This window comes from Sulfurisphaera tokodaii str. 7, assembly GCF_000011205.1.
GTDB classification, from domain to species: Archaea; Thermoproteota; Thermoprotei_A; order Sulfolobales; family Sulfolobaceae; genus Sulfurisphaera; species Sulfurisphaera tokodaii.
Genome location: NC_003106.2, coordinates 1,429,774 through 1,444,378, shown reverse-complemented (window position 1 = coordinate 1,444,378; position 14,605 = coordinate 1,429,774). Strand labels below are relative to the sequence as shown.

At 31.7% G+C, this 14,605-nt stretch carries 15 protein-coding genes; 5 read left to right on the top strand and 10 right to left on the bottom strand.

Translation table 11 applies throughout. From position 1 onward, the window contains the following. Positions 1-9: 9 nt before the first annotated feature. The 7 genes from STK_RS08060 to STK_RS08030 are packed head-to-tail and all read right to left on the bottom strand — an operon-like array spanning position 10 to position 5,204. Positions 10-315: an ATP synthase subunit K gene (locus tag STK_RS08060; RefSeq protein WP_010979485.1), complete on the bottom strand. Its 306-nt coding sequence runs from the start codon at positions 313-315 to the stop codon at positions 10-12. A 17-nt stretch (positions 316-332) separates the two neighbouring features. Continuing rightward, on the bottom strand, positions 333-512 hold the full coding sequence (locus STK_RS08055) for an ATPase (RefSeq protein WP_010979484.1): 180 nt from the start codon (positions 510-512) through the stop codon (positions 333-335). Continuing rightward, positions 496-1,146, bottom strand: a complete 651-nt coding sequence (locus STK_RS08050; RefSeq protein WP_010979483.1) for a V-type ATP synthase subunit D — start codon at positions 1,144-1,146, stop codon at positions 496-498. Before STK_RS08050 ends, STK_RS08055 begins: the two co-directional genes overlap by 17 nt. Continuing rightward, a complete protein-coding gene (locus STK_RS08045; RefSeq protein ID WP_010979482.1) occupies positions 1,143-2,540 on the bottom strand; it encodes an ATP synthase subunit B in 1,398 nt (465 codons plus the stop codon). Before STK_RS08045 ends, STK_RS08050 begins: the two co-directional genes overlap by 4 nt. Beyond that, positions 2,541-4,319, bottom strand: a complete 1,779-nt coding sequence (locus STK_RS08040) for an ATP synthase subunit A (RefSeq protein WP_052846566.1) — start codon at positions 4,317-4,319, stop codon at positions 2,541-2,543. A 1-nt stretch (position 4,320) separates the two neighbouring features. Next, positions 4,321-4,905, bottom strand: a complete 585-nt coding sequence (locus STK_RS08035) for a V-type ATP synthase subunit E (RefSeq protein ID WP_010979480.1) — start codon at positions 4,903-4,905, stop codon at positions 4,321-4,323. Next, entirely contained in the window at positions 4,902-5,204 is a 303-nt protein-coding gene (locus STK_RS08030) for a V-type ATP synthase subunit F (RefSeq protein WP_010979479.1), read from the bottom strand. Before STK_RS08030 ends, STK_RS08035 begins: the two co-directional genes overlap by 4 nt. 70 nt (positions 5,205-5,274) lie before the next feature. On the opposite strand from STK_RS08030, the gene STK_RS08025 reads away from it, so the two are divergent. After that, on the top strand, positions 5,275-7,380 hold the full coding sequence (locus STK_RS08025; RefSeq protein WP_010979478.1) for a V-type ATP synthase subunit I: 2,106 nt from the start codon (positions 5,275-5,277) through the stop codon (positions 7,378-7,380). Here the strand turns inward: STK_RS08025 and metG are convergent. Next, a complete protein-coding gene (metG, locus tag STK_RS08020; RefSeq protein ID WP_010979477.1) occupies positions 7,369-9,084 on the bottom strand; it encodes a methionine--tRNA ligase in 1,716 nt (571 codons plus the stop codon). The genes STK_RS08025 and metG overlap by 12 nt on opposite strands. Before the next feature lie 67 nt (positions 9,085-9,151). Here metG and priL point away from each other — a divergent pair, with 67 nt between their 5' ends. Then, complete coding sequence (gene priL / locus STK_RS08015) at positions 9,152-10,072, top strand: DNA primase regulatory subunit PriL (RefSeq protein WP_010979476.1); 921 nt, start codon at positions 9,152-9,154, stop codon at positions 10,070-10,072. Here the strand turns inward: priL and pgsA are convergent. Beyond that, a complete protein-coding gene (gene pgsA / locus STK_RS08010) occupies positions 10,054-10,638 on the bottom strand; it encodes an archaetidylinositol phosphate synthase (RefSeq protein WP_010979475.1) in 585 nt (194 codons plus the stop codon). The two genes, priL and pgsA, sit on opposite strands and share 19 nt — an antisense overlap. 35 nt (positions 10,639-10,673) lie before the next feature. Between pgsA and STK_RS08005 the strand changes: the two genes are divergently transcribed. The 3 genes from STK_RS08005 to STK_RS07995 are packed head-to-tail and all read left to right on the top strand — an operon-like array spanning position 10,674 to position 11,926. Further along, complete coding sequence (locus STK_RS08005; RefSeq protein WP_010979474.1) at positions 10,674-10,994, top strand: hypothetical protein; 321 nt, start codon at positions 10,674-10,676, stop codon at positions 10,992-10,994. Between the two features lie 18 nt (positions 10,995-11,012). Then, a complete protein-coding gene (locus STK_RS08000; protein WP_052846965.1) occupies positions 11,013-11,498 on the top strand; it encodes a protein-lysine N-methyltransferase in 486 nt (161 codons plus the stop codon). Beyond that, positions 11,495-11,926 carry a DUF2286 domain-containing protein gene (locus tag STK_RS07995; protein ID WP_010979472.1) on the top strand — a complete coding sequence of 144 codons (432 nt, stop codon included), beginning with the start codon at positions 11,495-11,497 and terminating at the stop codon, positions 11,924-11,926. Before STK_RS08000 ends, STK_RS07995 begins: the two co-directional genes overlap by 4 nt. Positions 11,927-11,928: 2 nt before the next feature. Here STK_RS07995 and STK_RS07990 read toward each other — a convergent pair whose 3' ends face one another. Then, entirely contained in the window at positions 11,929-14,559 is a 2,631-nt protein-coding gene (locus tag STK_RS07990) for a DNA-directed DNA polymerase I (RefSeq protein ID WP_010979471.1), read from the bottom strand. Positions 14,560-14,605: the final 46 nt, after the last annotated feature.

The window sequence follows — 14,605 nt, the reverse complement described above, 5'->3', positions numbered from 1 at the left end:
TTTTGTCTTTTAGAACTTACCGAATAGCATTAATACCGCGAACAAGATACCGTATACGGCTATTCCTTCACCTATAGCTACGAAGATTAAAATTGTACCAAACATGTCTCTTCTTTCTGTTAGTACACCAATACCAGCAGCAGCAGCCATACCTACAGCAACGCCAGCACCTATAGCAGCTAAACCAATTGCCAATCCAGCACCTATGTTAAGTCCTTCAAAACCTTGTGCAGTATCATAGGGAGCTTGTGCTGAAAAAATAGTAGCAGATACTAGAAGTGGTAACAAGAGAAATGGTAGCCACGTTTTCTTCATATCAAGACACCGTGATATTATTTTTGAACTTCCTTTAAAATATTTCCTTTAAGCTTCTCCAACTCATCTAGTCGTTGCTTCAGTGTTTTTTCATATTCCATATTTATTTTTGAAAGTAATTCATTTTTCTTCTGATCAAGTTTTGATTTCAAAATATTTATATATTTATCAATTGTGGATTTATCTATTTCCGACATTTTCCCCTCTCCTCCTTTGGAGGACTTTTCTTATCATCTTAAGTCTAACAAATTCTTCTCTTGTTCTATCATCAAGAACCCCTTTAATATATTTAGCAGAAGAAGTATAATATGGAAGTATATAAGAATCTATTGCATTAATTAGTCTCTGAGTTTTTCTTAACTCAGTAGATAATGACCTAATTGCAGATTCCATTTCAACTAGCTCTAATATTTTCTTAAATGCTTCGGCAATCGCATCTCTTGATTTAGTTATATAGGGTGAAACTTCTATATCACCAAAAGGTTGAGGTTGTATAGAATTTTCATCAAGTTTAACTATAGGTATTCTTACTCCAAAAAGAACCTTAAGATCACTTTTTACTTGCAAAGATGGAGGAACTGAGTTAGCATAAGATTCAACTGTAGATATCCCTTCTGCACTTACACCCATTAAATATGTTTCATAGACCTCTTTGAGCAATTGACTAACTTCTGAATAAAGTTTCTCATACTCATTAGCATATTCTCTTAAATATATCAAAAGGACTTCTCTTTTGTTTTCCAGTAATCTCTTTATAGTTCTAGTTAATCTTATTTGTTTTCTTAAATTAATCAAATTAAGTTTTGTAGGTAGAATTTTTCTAGAGCTCATTTCTTACCACGGTAATTAGGATGATATTTCTTAATATATTCTGACCTTATAAGTGAAAGTTCTGACTCTGGTAATATAGATAATACTTCCCAACCTATATCTAAGGTAGTTTCTATGCTTCTATTTTCGTTAACACCTTGAGCGACAAATCTTCTTTCGAATGCTTCAGCAAATAATAAATATTTCCTATCTACTTCAGATAAACTATCCTCACCTATTATTGCAGCTAAACCTCTTATATCTTGAGCCCTAGCATAAGCTGCAAACAACTGATTAGATAAATCTTTATGATCATCTCTCGTTTTACCTTCTCCAATACCATCTTTCATCAACCTTGATAAACTCATCAGTACATTAATTGGAGGATATATACCCTTATTAAATAGTGATCTATCTAACACAATCTGCCCTTCTGTTATATATCCAGTTAAATCTGGAATGGGATGAGTCATGTCATCATTAGGCATTGTTAATATAGGCATTTGAGTAATTGATCCTTTCTTACCTATTACTTTTCCAGCTCTTTCATAGATTGTAGCTAAATCAGTATACATATAACCAGGATAACCACCTCTACCTGGAACTTCTTCTCTAGAGGCACTTAACTCTCTTAAAGCTTCACAATAGTTAGTCATATCAATTAATATTGCCAATACATGCATATCCTTTTCAAATGCTAAATATTCGGCTAAAGTTAAAGCAGTTTTAGGAGTTAAGATCTTTAAAGATGGCGGATCATTAGCTAATGTAACGAACATAGCTACTCTATTAATTGCCCCGGTTTCTTCGAAAAATTTTCTAAAGAATAACGCTTCATCATATCTAACTCCTATAGCGGCAAATACTACTGCGAAATTACTTTCTTCTCCTCTAACAGTAGCTTGTTTTGCTATCTGAGCAGCTAAAGTATTTGCAGGTAAACCGCTTCCACTGAAGATCGGTAATTTTTGACCTCTGAGTAATGAATTTAAACCATCTATCGCGGATATACCAGTTTGTATAAATTCTTCTGGATATTCTCTAGTTGCTGGATTTATTGGATCACCATTTATGTTTCTCTTTTCACCACCTATTACTGGTGGACCATTATCTAATGGCTCACCCAATGGATTAAATATTCTACCTAACATCTCTTCTGATATTTTGACCTCTAAACCTCTACCTAGAAACCTTACTTTGGAACCAGTAGGAGAGATTCCAGTAGTGCCTTCAAATACTTGAACAAATGTAACACCCATCTGAGAATCTACAACTAATCCTCTTCTTTTACTTCCATCCGGCATCTCAATTTCAACTAATTCATTATAAGCTGCATCACTAACCCCTTGAACAGCAATTAATGGACCTTTAATCATTGAAATATTTGAATATTCCCTAACATTAAGGAGACTCATTTAGCTCACCTCTTTTAATAATGAATCAAATGTAGCTTTTAATTTATTCTCTATCTCGTCAATCTTATTTAACTCATCATTCTTAATCGTGTATTTAATTCTGATAATTTCTGGCTCTATAGGACCGACTTTGTCTAATATCTTCTTCAATGGAACACCTTTACTGATAAGATCTTGGGACTGATTATAAAATATATAGATTAACCTCATAATTCTTACCTGCTTTTGAGGTGAAGAAAAGGCATCAATATCATCATAAGCATTCTGTTTAAGGAAAGCGTCTTTTATTAGTTTAGCAGCCTCTAGGACTAATTTATCTTTTTCAGCTAAAGATTCTGGACCCACTAATCTAACAATCTGTCTTAACTCATCTTCTCTTATCAAGACTTTCATCATAGTATCACGCATCTCTTTCCAATTAGGATCTACATTCTTATGCCACCATTGAGCTACTAAGTCCACGTATGCAGAGAACCCTTGAATCCAATTAATTGCTGGATAATGCCTTGCTTGTGCTAATGAAACGTCTAAAGGCCAAAAAACTCTTACAAATCTTAAAGTATTGCTAGTAACTGGTTCTGTAAAATCACCTCCAGGAGGAGAAACTGCAGAAGCTATAGTAACTGAACCATATCTTTCTGGATTACCAAGAGCTATAACTCTTCCAGCTCTTTCATAATATTCAGCTAATCTAGACGGTAAATAGCTTGGGAAACCTTCTTCAGCTGGCATCTCTTCCATTCTTCCTCCTAAATCCCTTAGTGCCTCAGCCCATCTACTCGTAGAATCAGCAACAAGTAATACATCATAACCTTGATCTCTGAAATATTCGGCCATAGTAACTCCAACATAAATACTAGATTCTCTAGCTGCTACTGGCATATTGCTAGTATTAGCAACTAATATAGTTCTTAATAGGAGTGGCTTTCCAGTCCAAGGGTCTTTTAACTTCGGGAAAGATCTTAACTCGTCAGTCATCTCATTTCCTCTTTCGCCACAACCTACATAAATTACAACCTTTGCAGCAGACCATTTTGCTAGACTTTGCAATGTTACAGTCTTTCCACTACCGAAAGGTCCTGGAATAGCGGCTGTTCCACCTTTTGCAATAGGAAATACAGTGTCTAAAACTCTTATGCCAGTTAGTAAGGGCTCTACTGGTTCCAATTTTTCTTTATAAGGTCTAGGTATTCTGACTGGCCATTTTTGGTACATTTTTACTGGTATTTCATCACCATTCATATCAACTACAGCTACTACATCTTCCACAGTATAATCTCCTTCTCTAGCTAATTCTTTTAAAGTCCCATGAACATTTGGGGGAATTAAAATTCTGTGCTCTATAAGGTCGGTTTCTTGAACCACACCAATTATATCCCCAGGACCTACTTTGTCACCACTTTTTACCTTAGGAACAAAATGCCATTTAGTTTGTCTATCTAACGCTGGTATAGATACACCTCTAGCTACAAATGGGGAATTAGAAACTTTTGCTATAGAATCAAGTGGTCTCTGTAAACCATCATATATTTTTCCTATTAACCCAGGACCTAATTCTACTGATAATGGGGCTCCAGATCTATAAACTTTATCACCAGGTTTTACACCGTCAGTACTTTCATAAACTTGAATAAATGCTCTATCTCCTTCAATTCTTGTTATTTCACCTACTAATTTAAGATCACTTACATATACTACCTCAAACATTTGTGCTTCTCTCATACCATCAGCTATAACTAAAGGTCCGTTTACTCTCACGACCCTACCTTCAGAGACCATATTACTCACCAAATAAAATTTGGGCTATTTTATCCCTTATATCATCAAAAACTTGATTTAAAATTGTTTCAAGTGTAAAATCTTTTGATAAACTTTTATCGGGATAGTAAATTTTAATACCGCCTACTATTTTTTCGTCAACAACAATCTTACAACTAATCTTTTTCTTCTTAATAATATCACTTATGGATTTTTGATCACTAGGTGAACAATAAATAATTGAACCATCGCTTACTTCTCTGCTAATAATGGATTCTAAGCCTTTTTTATAATTATCAGTTTTAACAAATTCGTATAATGATTTCTTTGCATTTTCTTTGACATTTTCTATCCAATAGTCCATTTCCTTACTTATAAGTCTCTTATTTTCTATCTCCATTTTAGCTATTTCTCCTCTAATTCTATCATTGTTTTTATTAACAAGATCTGTTATTTTAGCGCTATATTCTCTATATACTTCTGCGTAAGCCTCATCTATTATTTGATTCATTTCAGATAAAATTTTTTTAAATTCTTCTGTAATCTTATTTTTTTCTTCATTTAAAGAATAATTCAACAAATCTTCAAAAGAGACCAACTTTATCACCCAAATCCTAATGCTCTAAGTATTAAACTTTTCACATCAATTGGTTTAGATTCACTATAAGGAGAAGGTATAATCGTAATTAAAGGCTTTTTCTGTTCCAATAATAAGGAATCTATTTTCTCTTTTACTGGCGTATACAAATCATTAGAAATTAATATTAGATCTATATCCTCTCTTTTCTTTAGTTTTTGTATTATATCCTCTAATTTTAGAGGATCTTCTAGGACTAAGCTTTCAACACCAATTAATCTGAAAAGGTTCACAGTGTACTTGTCCCCAATAACTAAAACTTTACCCATCTCGAACTATCATTTTAAATTTAAGATTAAATATTTTTAACCTATCCGTAATTTAACATAATGAATCACAGTGATTATTCCCGAGACAATGGCTAGAGTGGAAATACTGACACCGAAACAAAAAATAAATGAACTCATAACAGCTCTCTTAAAATTCAAAGAATTCGAACCCGAAGAGCCAAAAACACCAATATCAAACCTTAGATTTGAGGATGCAAGACGAAATCTAGGTGAAGTAAACGAGCACATAAACAAAATGAAGATTTTAATGGAATTGGGCGGATTAATTATAGAACCTCAAGGTAAAATGAAAGTAAATGACTGGATAGAGGCATCTAATCAAGTATTTATCGAGGGCTCAGAAATAGAGAATAAATATAAAGATTTACTAGAGGAAATAGGAAAATTAAGGGCAGAATTAGATACTCTAAATTCACAACTACAGGAAGTAGAACCATTTAAAAATATTGGAATTGATCTTAAGGTTCTATATTCCTCTACAAATTTTGAAGTAGCATTAGTAGTTATTAATGAAATACAGAAAAAACAACTAGAAGATAAAGGAGCAGTAGTTATAGTAGAGGAATTAGGAAATAATAAATATGCCAGCCTAGTACTTTCAAGAAAAGGCTCAAACTTAGACGAAATACTAAAAGAACTTGGACTTAGAAAATTTGAAACACCTGATTTTATTGCACCACAAATTTACTACAGTAACTTGAAAGAAAGAATTAATAATATACAAACTATACTAACTCAAAGAAGAGAAGAATTAGCTAAGAAAATTAAAGAAGATGAGAAAAATGTTAAAGAACTTTATGGAAAATTACTCACAATTAGAGATGCAATGAATATTCTCGCAAAAGCAAGAAAATCTGAGTATTACGTTCAAGTTGAAGGTTATGTACCAGATAAATCACTAAAAAAACTGTCTAAGATGATAGAAAATATCGGGTTTATAACTTATGAGTATCCGAAAAGATACGGAGAAGAACAAGAAGAACCACCTACTTATGTTAAATTACCAAAATCAATTATTCCGTTAGAATCCGTAATAGAATTTTATGGAACACCTTCTTATTGGGAAATTTCGCCAACAATATTCCTTATTATAACATTTCCCTTCCTTTTTGGTCTAATGTTCCCAGATTTTGGAAACGCACTTGTTCTTTTACTCTTTTCTATATGGTTTTACAATTACGGTAAAAAGAGAGGAAGCGAGAATACAGTAAAACTCTCATTAGTTCTTATATACTCAAGTATAGTTGCAATGGTTACCGGTCTTCTAGCTAGAGAATTCTTTGGTCCTTTACCAGTAGGAGGTTTACAAGAATTACTAAATAACCCGTCTGCACCAGTTGGCCCGTTATATTATGCTTGGCCCATTCCAGTTTCATTTTATGAAAAGATAAGTGATATAATTCCTACTGGTGCAAACGCAATAATTAATACAATATTATTATCATTACTACTGGGATCTATATTACTATTCGTAAGTACACTACTTGGAGTTATAAATGCTATAAAGAAAAAAGATAAAGAATTTCTATTCTTAGATAGGTTACCATTATTTATTATATATATAGTACCTCTAATAGTTTTCCTATATGGATTCATTAACATCAGCAATTATCAAGGAGAAGAGGCAATGATATTAGGAGGAATTTCATATTTCCTATTCCATTCAGGTACGCCAGCACCTCCAAGTGTACAAATTTTAGCTGACATCTTGGTAATATGGGTAGAGATAGGACTAATATACAATTGGGTTGCAAAAGCGTATCTTTTAAAGAAGCATGAGCATGCTAGCACTGGTTCAGCAATAATATTTGGCTTTATTGAAGGAGGTTTTGAGGCAGCTTTACTGTTGCTATCAAATACAATATCATTCATACGTGTACTAGTTTTTGCAATAGCACACTATTACATCCTTTATGCATTCTCTTATATGGCTTACTTGGCTGCAGGAAATCCTTCATCGTTATTGTCAGTTTTCATAAACCCAGCTGGTATAGTCATATTAATTATAGGCAATTTACTGGCAATAGCCTTAGAAGGATTAATAGTATTTATCCAAGATATGAGACTTCACTTCTACGAAATGTTTAGTAAATTCTATGAGGGAAGAGGAAGAAAATTCGAACCAGTAATGACTTATGTTGAGTTAACGCAATAAGGTAGGTCTTATTTTTTCTAAGTTCTTTCTTATTTCATCTAATTTTTTATTTATATCATTCTCATTTAGTTCGACTTTTTTAAACAGAACGCTTACCTCATTAATTTTATGATTAGACTTAATAACAAGTTCTCCAGCGAGATCCCATTTTTCTCTCTCTATATCTTTAAACCCTAACATGTTATATAGTTTTTCGGCACTCTTTGGCATTAATGGATATAGCATGATAGATAATGTCCTAAGAGAATTAACAGCAATATTTAAGACATTCCCAGCTTCTTCTTTATCGTTCTTTATCAAATTCCAAGGTGCTCTTATGTTTAAATATGAGTTACCATTTCTAGCTAACTTTAATATTTCTTCACTTCCGGCCTTTAATTTTCCTAGCTCAAATAATTCACTCATCTTTTTAGGAGCTTCTTTTATTTCACTAATAAATTTAGTATCCTCATCTTTTAGTTTTTCATATTTTATTTGAGGAACCTCTCCATTAAAGTATCTTCTTACCATACTCAATACTCTATTTGCATAGTTACCTATATCATCATTTAATTCTGTATTAACTATCCTTAGTGCTTCTCTCCATGTAAAATTAGTGTCTCTCTCTTCTGGTCTAAGTCTAATCAATATAAATCTCCAGTATTCTATATCTAATAATTGAGGAGCTTCATCAATCCATACCCCAATTTTCCTACTTTTACTGAATTTTTGCCCTTCATAAAGCAAATATTCTGTTGCCGCTATAACTGTAGGTAAAACATAATTTTCTCCAGAAGCCATTAGCATTGCTGGTAATATTACAGCATGGAATGGAATGTTATCCTTTCCAATAAAGTAATAACTTTTAACATCATTTCCAAACCAGAATTTCTTCCACTCTTCTTCTTTTCCTATCTTCTTAAAATATTCTATCGTAGCAGAGATATAACCTAATAATGCCTCAAACCATACATAGATAGTTTTACCTTCAGCACCTTCGAAAGGTGCTGGAATACCCCAAGCATTATCTCTCGTAATGCTTCTTGGCTTTAGCCCTTCTTTAACCCAACTTAAGGCTACTGACTTAACATTTTCAGGTAGTGTCTGAGAATTCTTAATCCATTCCTCAATTTTATCATTAAATGCTGAAAGATCAAAAAACCAGTGTTTAGTTTTCTTAAATACTGGCGTTCTTCCACATAATACGCACTTAGGATTAACTAGAAGTCTTGGCGTTAATAGTCTACCACAATTATCGCATTGATCTCCTCTTGCATCTTCAAATCCGCAATAAGGACAAGTACCTTTCACAAATCTATCTGGTAAGTAAATTTTATCATACTCACAATATGGAATTTCATCTTCTTCAATCTTTATATATTTTTCTAGTTTTAACATAAAATCTCTGACAAAAGTTTTATGAATTTCTGATTCTGTTCTAGTGTAATTATTATAACTAATCTCCCACACATCTAAAAATAACTTTTTATCGTATTCATGTGCTTGATCGGTTAGCTCTTTAGGATTCACATTTCTCTTCTTAGCTTCTACCTCAATTGGTGTTCCGTGCTCGTCACTTCCACTTACAAATACCACATTCTCTTGGCCATATTTTAACCTTGCATATCTAGCAAAAACATCAGCAGATAATACTGATCCAATCAAATTACCTAGATGTGGTACTGCATTTACATAAGGCCATGCAGAGGCTACAAATATCTTCATATTGCTCTTAATTCCTTCGTAAAGGTAATAAGCTTATAAAAACTTTGCCACCAAATTATTAAAGGAAGTGCTAATACTAGACTTTAGAAAATATCCGTTTTTAAAACCATTAGAAGATGAACTAAAAAAATACGCCGGAGGAATAAGTCTAAATGATTTATTAGTTAGTGGGAGTTATTATCTTGATCAAGCTAAAGAAAGAATAGATAAAATTTTAAAAGATAAAGAATTAGAATCTTATGATAAGATAAAGGATTCTGTTCTAGTATTTTATACAACTTTATACCTTGTAGCTGCATTGGATAATGATATGCTGAAGAAAAAGTTCCTAGATAAAGAGTCACAAATAATTGAGAAAAATTTGCTTAATGAAAGTGAAGAAACACTAGTTGAAATAGCAAATTATTTAGGATTAAATATTAATTATAATAATATAGAAATAAAATATAAGAAAAATAAAAAGACTCTTTCTTTATCGCTTAAATATTCTTTGAATTTTATTGATTTTTTAAAATACACAAGAGAACTTAGAAAAATAGATAACAAATTTAGTTTAGCATCACATATACTTAAAGATGGTAAAGTATATTTAACAAAAGAAGAAATTGTAAGGATCCTAGTATTTCAAATAAGAGATAAACTAATGAAGATGGTAAATGTTAGTGACGTTGTAATCCCAGAACAAATTAGAAAGCTTGCAGATGAATTAAAGGGAAGAAAAACGCCGCCTTGTATTTTAGAATTAAAGAGAAAAAAGGAGCTAAATAATACAGAACTCGGAGTTTTAATAGCATATTATATCGATATAGGTGATGAAAAAAGTGTTATAGATCTTACAAAAGATGAGAATATTGTTAAAAAATTTAAAGGAGATAAAAAAACTAAGTATATATTATATTCTTGTAAAAAGATGAAAGAACTTGGTCTTTGTGTAGCCTCTTGTAATACTTTAAATCCTCTTCAATTTTATTATGGTAAACTGGAATAAACTGCAATAAATCTTTGGATAACAGTTATTATAGAAAGTATTAAGAATATGAGAAAGAAATAATATGAAATAGTAAAAGATAATAGATACAACAATAAAAGTATAACCAAAAACATTATTCTTTCTCCTCTTTCTATGATTCCTCTACCTTCCATTTTTATTCCTAAGGATTCAGCTTTAGCTCTTAAATAAGAAATTGTTACAGATACACCAATTAATAGTCCTATTAAGAGGGGCGTGAAACCTAGACTAAATAACCCAGATATATAATTAATATCTTCTATTCTATCTAAACTACTATCAAGGAAACTTCCCTTACTTCCTGCTTTATTACTTAATCTGGCAACTTCCCCATCTATAGCATCCATAAATGCGGATAATGCAAGAAGAATCAAGCCAATTATTATATCTTTTAAGAAATACATAATCGCTAAATATAAGAAAGATAGAATTAAGCCTACAAAAGTTATAGTATTTGCAGACACATTAATCTTTATTAAAGCCAATGCTATAGGCTGCAATATCTTTTTAGACTGCTTTCTTATCTTAGTAATCAAAACCATCACCGTTTTAAACTATTACTTTTACTTTTAGTGGGAATATGAAGGCTAAAAAACTGATTCTGGTAACCTCAGAAGCACATCCATCTCATAAACCATTTTTAAAAGTAATAGATGAACTAAGTAAGGAACTAAACATAGAAAAAGAAATAAAAATGGAAGATTATGCTTTTTTAGCTGACTATGGAGAGAAAGACGAATTTGGAACGACTTTTTTACCACAATTGTTTTTAGAAACAGATGATGGAAAAATTACACCTATATTAACACAAATGCCTTTTAATCCACAGAAGTTAGAGCCTGACCCGGAAGAAGGTAAAAAACAAGCACTTGAAAAAATTAAAAATATCTTGTCCCAATAAATTACATTAGTGAGCAAAGTGAGCTATATACCTCACGTCCCATATGTACCAACACCAGAAAAAGTAGTAAGAAGGATGTTAGAGATCGCTAATGCAGGACCAGAAGATATTGTTTATGATTTAGGATGTGGAGACGGAAGAATCATAATTACTGCAGCAAAAGATTTCAACGTTAAAAAAGCTGTGGGTATTGAAATAAATGACGAAAGAATAAAAGAAGCTCTAGAAAATATAAAGAGAAACGGAGTGGAAAATAAGGCCATAGTAATAAAGGGTAATTTTTTCGAGATCGATCTTTCAGAGGCTACTATAGTCACTATGTTTCTACTAACTAACGTTAATGAAATGTTAAAACCTAAATTAGAAAAAGAGTTAAAGCCTGGTACTAGAGTAGTATCACATGAATTCGAAATGAGAGGATGGGTACCAAAAGAAGTTATAAAGGTTGAAGACAAAGGTATGACTCATCAAGTTTACTTATATGTTATAGGTGAGCATAAGTGAAGGTTTTAGTAGTCAAAAGTGAAAATGGCCAAGTTTCAAAAAAGGATATTGTAGAAGGTGACTTACCACAAGTATTAAGAAATACAGCTACGTTAGCCCTAAAAGAATGGAATGAGAACTTATCTGATTTCATAATAATGAAAGATATGTATGAAATTCATATTCCTCTGCCTCTTAAACCACAAACCTATGAAATGTTAAAAAATTATATAAAATCTAGAACAAAATCAGAGGCAATAGCTGAGATTCCTATATTTGTGATCAGTTTCGATAATGAGTGGGTTGAGTCAGATTTTAAGGATAAAAAAGTTTATGTTGTTTCTCCTTATATAGATGATAAAAGTGAAAACGAATTATTAGAATACGCAAAACAAGTAACTTCACCAGTACAAGAGACAGAAACAGAAGAAGCTGAAGAAGAAGAATAAAACTACTTTTTACTTATGTTAAAGAAAGTATCGATAGAAGTTGTAGTAAATTGTCCCCAATTAATACCAAACGCTTTTAGTATTTGTTCAAATGTTGATCTTACTGCATCAATATATTTATCCACATCTATCTCACTCAGTTTTGCAAGTTGAACAGGTTTTACACCATCTTTGCTTTTCACTTTAACAAACATTATTATATCTCTAGGTAGAACCATTACACCATAAGATCTTAATTGTAATGCAGCTTTAACATGTTGTGGTGTATTCTTAGTATAACTTTCTAAAGGCTTAGATAACATTACTCTAAATGCCAGCTCATCAAGATTGTAACCCTTATGTCTTAATTTCTCGTATATCTCCTTAATCTTATACTCCAATTGATCTCTTATCTTAGGTATATCATCTGGGGAATTTATAGTAGTGACAAGCTGCTTAACTTCGTTAAACTCTTTTTTAATGAACTCCGGAGTATTTCTCTTCTTGGCTAACATACCTTTAATATCTGTTTTTCCATCAGGATAAACACCTAAATAGTTCTTCTTTAGACCAGAAAATGCTACAAATTTATATATTTTATCTACTTCTAAGTCTAAACCGAATTTACCCTTTACAAATTTTATTATTTCTTCTAATTTCTCTTTAGATGGATTCCATAAAAACATTGAATCAGTATCGCCATATAAAACTTGTAAACCAATTGACCTACAATAGTTTACCGTTGTAGTAATAACATATCTACCTATTGCAGTAACACTTTCAGCAACAGCAGGAGCATATAGTGGGAAATTCTCAGCACCAAATACACCATAAGTTGCGTTTATGAATACTTTCATTGCTCTTTGCACTACATCATAAACCGATCTCTGCTCTTCAGATATATTTTGTGACTTTGCCTTTTTCTTGTAAACTTTAACTCTAAAATCTCTCAACAAACCTGTAATTACAGCCGTTATACCCGGCTTATCTTTACATATATAATGTAAAACTTCACCAGTTTCATCTCTTACATATTCTTTGTTCTTACAATTTTCTACATCAACAGTTTCGTAACTTATGTTCCAATTCCTAATAATTGATGGATACAGTGATGCAAAATCAAGAACAACGACATTAAAGAAAACACCAGCTGGTGGATCAATTACTACAGCACCCTTATACCTCTTCCCTTTTATTATAGCTGCAGTCTTAATCTGACTTGATCTAGTTAGTATTTCTTCTTTTAATGGAATAAGCCAGTTTCTTCTCCTATGTTCCCAATAATATAAGTTTTTAATCCAAGTAGAAACTTCAGTTCTAGTTAATTCCTCTAATCCCATCTTTGATATTCTTGCTAATAATATAATTAATTTCCATACCAAATTATTATTAAATGTAGTTAATTTAAGAGTTATTTCAGCATCTCTTGAATTATATTCTATCAGTTTATCAAGATCTAAGAAACTGATTAATGTATCAAGCTTAACTTTAGACATTCCTAATAGTGCTGTGGCTACTGCATCTAGATTATACTCATTATATTTTCCTTCAAATGCATAATTTCTTATTGCTCTATTAAAGAAAAATTTATATAAATCTATATGAATACCTGCTAAATATTTTCCCTCATCATTTATTATATCAAATGGTATTTCTTCTGGGGTAAAATTAAGCTTTAAAGCCCTATAATAAATATATGGAATATCGAAATCATCACCATTAAATGTCAGTATAATTGGATAATCAAGAATTATATCGAAAAATCTTCTAATTAATTCTCTTTCAGATTTAAATGTTTCTACAATCACATCGTGCTTAGTAATTTGAGAATTTACATCCTCCCTAAGTAGGACTAGAACTCTTTTAGTACCATCATTCCCAGCTAGGGATATGCTTATTATAGGAAATTCTGCTTTCTCTGGATCTGGAATTCGTCCCTTAATAGGAGTATATACTTCTATATCTATTGCTACTCTTTTCACATCAGGAACTTCAGATTCAAAAATAGGAATCCAATCGTTAACGGCTTCTTTAGTCATTTCATCAGAATCAGCAAAAGCTTTTCTTATCTCATCTACTTCTTCTCCTTTAAGTTCTGGTCTTACTTGCTCTAATTTCCCTTTTTTCACTACATAAGGCAAACCTGGTATAAGGCCTAAATCATAGATATAATTGTTAAAATATTTGATATGAGCTTCGTAAGCTTTTGGAACAGAGTTTCTCATCCTTCTTACAGCTAATGGGTCTTTTACAACTATTTTTGTAAGTTTTATCTTATTACCAGAATAAGGGTCTATCTTAATTACTGTTTCCAAATGATCAAAAGAAGGATCTCTTACAACTTTAGGAATTTTATTAACTTTTTCTGGGTCTATATCAGTAAGAAAATAAGGTTTATGGCCTGTATTATCATATAATATGTATATTTTTTTCGTCTCCTTGTCATAGAGTTTGCAAACAGCTTTTGATTTTTTGCCATCATAATCAACTTGAAGTAAGAAATAACTCTTCCCTTCTTCAGCCTCCTTTATCCACTCCTTAGGTTTTCTCCTCTCTTCGTTGATATTAGCGTGCGGGATCTCTTCTTTTCTACTTTCATCCTTATTTTGTTCTTTCTTCAATGTAAAATCAAAAAGTGTAATTTGTCTTGCCATTTCTCACTACAAAATATTATTATTCTGAAATACGATATAAACTTAA

What these genes read in the sequence shown, in the direction of transcription:
- STK_RS07990 (WP_010979471.1), bottom strand. Translation starts at nt 14,559, where the DNA reads ATGGCAAGACAAATTACACTTTTTGATTTTACATTGAAGAAAGAACAA.
- metG (WP_010979477.1), bottom strand. Translation starts at nt 9,084, where the DNA reads ATGAAGATATTTGTAGCCTCTGCATGGCCTTATGTAAATGCAGTACCA.
- STK_RS08030 (WP_010979479.1), bottom strand. Translation starts at nt 5,204, where the DNA reads ATGGGTAAAGTTTTAGTTATTGGGGACAAGTACACTGTGAACCTTTTC.
- STK_RS08005 (WP_010979474.1), top strand. Translation starts at nt 10,674, where the DNA reads ATGAAGGCTAAAAAACTGATTCTGGTAACCTCAGAAGCACATCCATCT.
- STK_RS08050 (WP_010979483.1), bottom strand. Translation starts at nt 1,146, where the DNA reads ATGAGCTCTAGAAAAATTCTACCTACAAAACTTAATTTGATTAATTTA.
- STK_RS08060 (WP_010979485.1), bottom strand. Translation starts at nt 315, where the DNA reads ATGAAGAAAACGTGGCTACCATTTCTCTTGTTACCACTTCTAGTATCT.
- STK_RS08040 (WP_052846566.1), bottom strand. Translation starts at nt 4,319, where the DNA reads ATGGTCTCTGAAGGTAGGGTCGTGAGAGTAAACGGACCTTTAGTTATA.
- STK_RS08045 (WP_010979482.1), bottom strand. Translation starts at nt 2,540, where the DNA reads ATGAGTCTCCTTAATGTTAGGGAATATTCAAATATTTCAATGATTAAA.
- STK_RS08055 (WP_010979484.1), bottom strand. Translation starts at nt 512, where the DNA reads ATGTCGGAAATAGATAAATCCACAATTGATAAATATATAAATATTTTG.